General features: G+C 70.6%; 6 protein-coding genes and 1 pseudogene. 6 read left to right on the top strand and 1 reads right to left on the bottom strand.

The genetic code is table 11. The annotated features are described in order from the left end of the window. The coding region (locus ACJ73U_RS25915; RefSeq protein ID WP_407780312.1) for a cytochrome P450 at positions 1-1100 on the bottom strand (1100 nt) is incomplete at its 3' end. Between the two features lie 222 nt (positions 1101-1322). Here ACJ73U_RS25915 and ACJ73U_RS25910 point away from each other — a divergent pair. From ACJ73U_RS25910 to ACJ73U_RS25885, 6 genes and pseudogenes are all read left to right on the top strand, one after another. Further along, positions 1323-2825, top strand: coding sequence for a sugar ABC transporter ATP-binding protein (locus ACJ73U_RS25910; RefSeq protein ID WP_407780311.1), 1503 nt, complete (start codon positions 1323-1325; stop codon positions 2823-2825). Between the two features lie 79 nt (positions 2826-2904). After that, a complete protein-coding gene (locus ACJ73U_RS25905) occupies positions 2905-3918 on the top strand; it encodes an ABC transporter permease (protein ID WP_407780310.1) in 1014 nt (337 codons plus the stop codon). After that, positions 3908-4939 (top strand): ABC transporter permease, encoded by a 1032-nt coding sequence (locus ACJ73U_RS25900; RefSeq protein WP_407780309.1) that lies wholly within the window; start codon positions 3908-3910, stop codon positions 4937-4939. Before ACJ73U_RS25905 ends, ACJ73U_RS25900 begins: the two co-directional genes overlap by 11 nt. Then, complete coding sequence (gene rhaS, locus ACJ73U_RS25895; protein ID WP_407780308.1) at positions 4848-5921, top strand: rhamnose ABC transporter substrate-binding protein; 1074 nt, start codon at positions 4848-4850, stop codon at positions 5919-5921. The genes ACJ73U_RS25900 and rhaS overlap by 92 nt, the downstream gene beginning before the upstream one ends. Further along, positions 5922-6242, top strand: a complete 321-nt coding sequence (locus ACJ73U_RS25890; RefSeq protein ID WP_407780307.1) for an L-rhamnose mutarotase — start codon at positions 5922-5924, stop codon at positions 6240-6242. 11 nt (positions 6243-6253) lie between these two features. Beyond that, positions 6254-6729, top strand: a pseudogene (locus tag ACJ73U_RS25885) (rhamnose isomerase); the annotation flags it as partial.

Raw genomic sequence — 6729 nt, 5'->3', positions numbered from 1 at the left:
TAGTCCCAGCGGAGGGGTAGTTCGGGTGGTTTCCGGAAGACCAGGCCGGTGGGTGCCGCGGGCCTCTCCAGCCGTAGCGCCGGGAAGCGGTCGAGCAGGCCGTCGACCGCGATCTGCGCCTCGGCACGGGCCAGCCGGGCGCCGAGGCAGAAGTGCGGGCCCAGGGCGAAGGCCAGGTGCGCCTTCGCGTTGGGGCGGCGGAGGTCGAAGGTGTCCGGGTCGGCGAACACGGCGGGGTCGCGGTTCGCGCCGGCGATGGACACGCGGACCAGGTCGCCCCTGGCGATGTACGCGCTGTCCACCTCGACGTCGCGGGTGGCGTATCGGTCGACCACCGAGGCCGCCGGTTCCAGGCGCAGTGACTCCTCGACGGCGGCGGGCAGCAGTGCGCGGTCGGCCCGGACCTCGGCGAGCACGGCCGGGTGGTCCAGCAGGTGCAGCACCAGGTTGGCGATCATGCTCTCGGTCGTGTCGATGCCGCCGAACATCAGCACGGCGGCGTTCGCCACCACCTCGTCGGGGCTCAGCCCGGGCACGTCGAGCGGGATACGCTCGCGGAGCGCCCGGACCGCCGCCGCGCCGGCTGCCGTGGGCGGGCGGCCGGCGGTCACCTCGGACACCGACTCGACGAGCGCCGCGTACCAGGACCGCACGGCCGCCGGGTCGATGCCGGTGAGCCCGAGCGCGTCGGCCATCACCTCGACCGCGAGCGGGCCGGCGAAGTCCGCCCGCAGTTCGGCGCGGCCGGCCGGCGCGAGGCCGTCGAGCAGGCGGGCCACGGCCCCCGCCACGAAGCCGGCGAAGTGGTCCCGCACGGGTGCCGGGCGGAACGGCGGCACGTACGGGTCGCGGTGCCGCGCGTGCTCGGGGCCGTCGAGCGAGAGCATGCTCGGGCCGACCACCGTCGCCGTCGAGAACCGCGGGTCGTCCACGGTGAACGTCGCCGCGTCCCGCATCACCCGCTGCGCCAGCGCGTGGCCCGTGACCAGCCAACCGTCCAGGACGGGGACCCAGGACACCGGCTCGCTCGTGCGCAGTCGCGCGAGCACCGGGTGCGGGTCGGCGGTCAGCTCGTCGAGCGTGATCGGGAACGGTGCCACGGCACCGAGCCTAGGCACGGGAGCGGCGCGAAGGAGCCGCGGCCGGGCCGACCGAGGAGCAGGACCCGGGAGCGAGGGACGGGCGCCGAGTGCTGCGACGAGCGGAGGAGGCGGTCCGACGGATGAGCGGAGCGACCCATCGGACACAGGCTTGACGGGCTCGCTTCTCCTCGACTACGTTCCGCCTGAAACGTTTCACAACCGTGCAGGCGGTGAGCGCTCGTGACGGCATTGACGCCCCCGCTCCTCGAGTTGCGCGACGTCCACAAGTCCTTCGCCGCGGTGCACGCCCTGCGGGGTGTGTCGCTCGAGCTCCACGCCGGCGAGGTCCACGGACTGGCCGGCGAGAACGGAGCCGGCAAGTCCACGGTCGTCCGCGTCATCGGCGGTGAGCACCGCCCGGACGCGGGCGCGGTGCTGGTCGACGGCCGGCCGGTCCACTTCGCCGGACCCCGCGACGCGCAGCAGGCCGGCATCGCGGTGATCCACCAGGAGCCGACGCAGTTCCCCGACCTCACGGTGGCGGAGAACGTGTTCATGGGCCGCCAGCCGCTGCGCTCGTTCCGCCGCATCGACCGCGCGTCGATGAACGAGCGCGCCGCCGAGCTGTTCTCCTCGCTCGGCGTGCCGATCGAGCCCGGCCGGATCACCCGCGGGCTGTCGATCGCGGACCAGCAGATCATCGAGATCGGCAAGGCGCTGTCCGCGGAGGCGCGGATCATCGTGATGGACGAGCCGACGGCCGCACTGTCCACGGTCGAGGCCGAGCGGCTGTTCCGCGTGGCGGGGCGGCTCGCGGAGAACGGTGCGGCACTGCTGTTCATCTCCCACCGGCTCGAGGAGATGTACGAGATCTGCCAGCGGGTCACGGTCCTGCGGGACGGCTCGCTCGTCACCGCGTCGCCGATGGACTCGATCAGCAGGGACGACCTGGTGCGCAGCATGGTCGGCCGCTCCGTGGAGCAGCTGTACCCGTCGCGCGACCACGAGGCCGGCGACGAGGCACTGGTGGTGACCGGGCTGCGCCGGGCCGGCGTGTTCACCGACGTGTCGTTCTCGGTGCGCCGCGGGGAGATCGTGGGGTTGGCCGGGCTCGTGGGCTCTGGCCGGACGGAGGTCGCGCGGGCGATCTTCGGCGTGGACACGCTCGACGCCGGGACGGTCACGGTCGGTGGCAGGCGGTTGCCCGGCGGCGACCCCCGCGCGGCGATCGAGGCCGGGGTCGGGATGGTGCCGGAGGACCGGCGTGAGCAGGGGCTGATCCTGGACCTGTCGATCGAGCGGAACGCCACGCTGCCGCGGCTGCGGGCCGTGGCGCGGTGGGGTCTGGTGCGGCGGTCGCGGGAACGCGCGCTGGCGTCGAAGTGGGCCGACCGGCTCGGCGTGAAGCGGCGGCGCGTGACCGACCCCGTGGCGACCCTGTCGGGCGGCAACCAGCAGAAGGTGGTGCTGGGCAAGTGGCTCGCGACCGAGCCGGTCGTACTGATCGTGGACGAGCCGACGCGGGGCATCGACATCGGCGCGAAGGTCGAGGTGCACGCGCTGCTGTCGGAGCTGGCCGCGCAGGGCATCGCGGTGCTGATGATCTCCTCCGAGCTGCCCGAGGTGCTGGGGATGGCGGACCGGGTGCTGGTGATGCACGAGGGCCGGCTGACGGCCGAACTGTCCAAACAGGAGGCCACGGAGGAGCGGGTCCTCCAGGCGGCGACGGGAGGTGCGGCATGACCACCCGGTGGCCGATGCCCTCGGGACGTTCGAGGTTCCGCGGGACACCCGCAGGGCGACGCGGTGGCGGAGGTGCGGCGTGATCAGGCCTTCGGCCAGGGAGTCCGCGTTCGCCGGGCGTGAGCTGGGCATCGTCGTCGCGTTCATCGCGGTGGTGGCCGCCACCACCATCACGCGGCCGACCTTCCTGTCGGGACAGGGCATCCACGACCTCTTCCTGAACGCGTCGATCATCGCGCTGCTGGCGATCGGGCAGGCGCTGCTCGTGATCACCCGCAACATCGACCTGTCGGTCGGGTCGGTCATGGGCCTGTCCGCCTACCTGTCCGGGCAGCTCTTCCTCGTCGACAAGGACCTCCCGGTCGTCGTGGTGGTGCTCGCCGGGATCGCGCTGGGCGCGGTGTGCGGGGCGATCAACGGGGCACTCGTGGCCATCGCCAAGGTGCCCGCGCTGGTCGTCACCCTCGGCACGCTCTACGTCTACCGCGGCATCGACTACGCCTGGGCCTCCGGCACCGACACCACCCAGATCAACGCCTACCAGATGCCGTCGGGATTCCTCGGCCTCGGCTCGGGATCCGTGCTCGGCATCCCCAACCTCACGCTGATCGCGCTGGTCGTGCTGGCCGTCGCCGCGTACGGGCTGCACAACTTCCGGGCCGGGCGCGAGCTGTACGCGATCGGGTCGAACCCCGACGCCGCGCGGCTCGCGGGCATCCCGACCGGGCGGCGGGTGTTCGGCGCGTTCGTGATCTCCGGCGGGCTGGTCGGGCTCGGCGGGGTCATGCACGCCGCCTACTTCGGCACCATCAACGCCTCGGTCGGCAACGGCCGGGAGCTGGCCGTGGTCGCCGCGGTCGTCGTCGGGGGCGTGGCGATCTTCGGCGGCAGCGGGACCGTGATCGGCGCGGCACTCGGCGCGTTGCTGCTGACCACGATCACCAGCGCGCTGCCGATCCTCGGCGTGCCGGCGTTCTGGCAGCGCGCGGTCGACGGCGCGGCACTGCTCGTGGCCATCTCGCTCGACCGGGCGTTCATGGTGCGGCTCGCGATGCGGCTGCGGGCGGAGAGGGCGGTGCGCCGTGCTGGGTAGGTTACTGCGCTGGGAAAGCGTGCTGCTCGTCCTCTGCGTCGCCGTCTTCGTCGTCGGCTCGTTCAGCGACGGGTTCGGCGAGACGAGCAACATCAGCTTCCTGCTGCTGGACTACAGCGAGGTCGCGCTGCTCGCGTTCGCGCTGCTGCCGATCATCCTGACCGGTGAGATCGACCTGTCCGTCGCGTCCACGCTGGGTTTCTGCTCCGCACTGACCGGCAAGCTCTGGGACGCCGGCCTGTCGTTCGAGACCATCGTGCCGATCGTGCTCGTGGCGGGGGTCGCGCTCGGCGCGGTGAACGCCACGCTCGTCGTCCGGTTCGGACTGCCCTCGCTGGCCGTCACCATCGGCACGCTCGGGCTCTACCGCGGCCTCGCCTACGTGTTGCTCGGCGACGGTGCGGTCACCGGGTTCCCGGAGAACTACCGTCCACTCGCGACCGACTCCATCGGCGGCTCCTTCCTGCCGTACGCAACGATTCTGGTGCTCGTGGTCGGCGTGGGAATCGCCGTACTCGTGCACATGACGACGATCGGCCGCTCGCTGTACGCGATCGGCCTCGGCGCCGAGACGGCCCGGTTCTCCGGAATCCGGGTCAACCGCATCAAGGCCGCGCTCTACCTGCTTTCGGGTGCGCTCGCCGCGGTCGCCTCCCTGATCTACACCCTGCGCTACAACAGCGCCCGCGCCGACAACGCCAACGGCGTGGAGCTGGTGGCGGTGGCCGCCGTGCTGCTCGGCGGGGTGTCGATCTTCGGTGGCCGCGGCACCGTGCTCGGCGTCGCGACCGCCCTGCTCGCCATGGCCGGGCTGCGCAACGTGTTGTTCCTCGACGATGTCAGCAACGAGATCCAGAACGTCATCACGGGCTTGCTACTGATTCTCTCCGTACTCGTCCCGGTCGTGTTCAAACCGAGGAGGACCAAGGATGTTCCGCTCGAACCGTCTGATGTGGACGCTGAGCGCCGGACTGGCGTTGACGCTGGTGGCCGGCTGCGGCGGGACCACCAAGGGGTCTGACGCCGCGTCCGGCGACGGCGGCGGGTCGACCGCACGCAAGGCCGACCCCAACGCGACCGTCAAGGAAGGCCTCAAGATCGCCTTCCTGCCCAAGGAGATCGACAACCCCTACGAGGTGCTGGTCGACAAGGGCGGCGTCGACGCGGTCAAGGAGCTGAAGGGGGACGGCAAGGAGGTCGGTCCGTCCGACGCGTCCGCGTCCTCCCAGGTCTCCTACATCAACACGCTGATCCAGCAGAAGAACGACGCGATCGTGATCGCCGCCAACGACCCCAACGCGGTCGCGCCGGCGCTGAAGGACGCCATGAGCAAGGGCATCGCGGTCGTCACCTACGACTCCGACGCGGCGACCGACGCCCGGCAGATCTTCGTCAACCAGGCGAACTCCGAGGAGATCGGCCGCTCCCAGGTGAAGATGGTCTCCGACCAGATCGGCGGCAGCGGCAAGATCGCGATCCTGTCCGCGACCCCGAACGCGACGAACCAGAACACCTGGATCGGGTTCATGCAGGACGAGCTGAAGAAGCCGGCGTACGCGAACATCCAGCTCGTCAAGATCGCCTACGGTGACGACGACGACCAGAAGTCCTTCCAGGAGGCGCAGGGCCTGCTCCAGTCCATCCCGGACCTGAAGGGCATCATCGCCCCGACCACCGTCGGCATCTCGGCGGCCGCGCGGTACCTGTCCTCCTCGCCGTACAAGGGCAAGGTGAAGCTGACCGGTCTCGGCACGCCCAACCAGATGCGCGAGTTCGTGAAGGACGGCACGGTGACCGAGTTCGCGCTCTGGAACCCGGTGGAGCTGGGCTACCTCGCCGGCTACGCGGCGGCATCCCTGGCCTCCGGCCAGATCAGCGGCAAGGAAGGCGAGAAGTTCAAGGCCGGCAAGCTCGGCGAGTACACGATCGGCAAGAACGGCGAGATCATCCTCGGCCCGCCGACGAAGTTCAACAAGGACAACATCGACAACTTCGACTTCTAGATGACGCGCGTTTCCTTCCTACTGAAGGTCAGGGCGGACCGGGTCGAGGAGTACTCGGCCCGGCACGCCGACGTGTGGCCGGACATGCTGGCGGCACTGCGCGAGACCGGCTGGCGGAACTACTCGCTGTTCCTGCGGCCGGACGGGTTGCTCGTCGGGTACTTCGAGACCGACGACCTCGACGCGGCGCTCGCCGGCATGGCGGCCCGCGAGGTCAACACCCGCTGGCAGAACGAGATGGCGCAGTTCTTCGAAGGACTCGGCGGTGGCGCGCCCGACGAGGGCATCACACCACTGCAGGAGGTATTCCACCTCGACTAGGGGAGCAGGAAATGGCGAACACGGCAGCAGTCAAGGCGGCGCTGCGGACCCAGCACATCGAGACGCCGTCATGGGCGTACGGCAACTCCGGCACCCGCTTCAAAGTGTTCGCGCAAGAAGGCGTGCCGCGCAACGCCTACGAGAAGGTCGACGACGCGGCCACGGTCCACCGGTTCACCGGGGTGGCGCCGTCGGTCGCGATGCACATCCCCTGGGACCGCGTCGACGACTACGGCGACCTCGCCAAGCACGCGAAGGAACAGGGCATCGCGCTCGGGGCGATCAACCCGAACGTGTTCCAGGAGGACTCCTACCGGCTCGGCAGCGTCTGCAACCCGGACGAGGCCGTGCGCCGCAAGGCGGTCGACCACCTGCTCGAGTGCGTCGACATCATGGACGTCACCGGCTCCCGGGACCTGTCGCTCTGGTTCGCCGACGGCACCAACTACCCCGGCCAGGACTCGATCAGGGGCCGGCAGGAACGGCT

Origin of the sequence: Actinophytocola sp. (genome assembly GCF_045807065.1) — a bacterium.
In the GTDB taxonomy this organism is placed as follows: domain Bacteria; phylum Actinomycetota; class Actinomycetes; order Mycobacteriales; family Pseudonocardiaceae; genus Actinophytocola.
The sequence above is the reverse complement of the archived record's forward strand: the minus strand, read 5'-3'. Positions and strand labels throughout refer to the sequence as shown.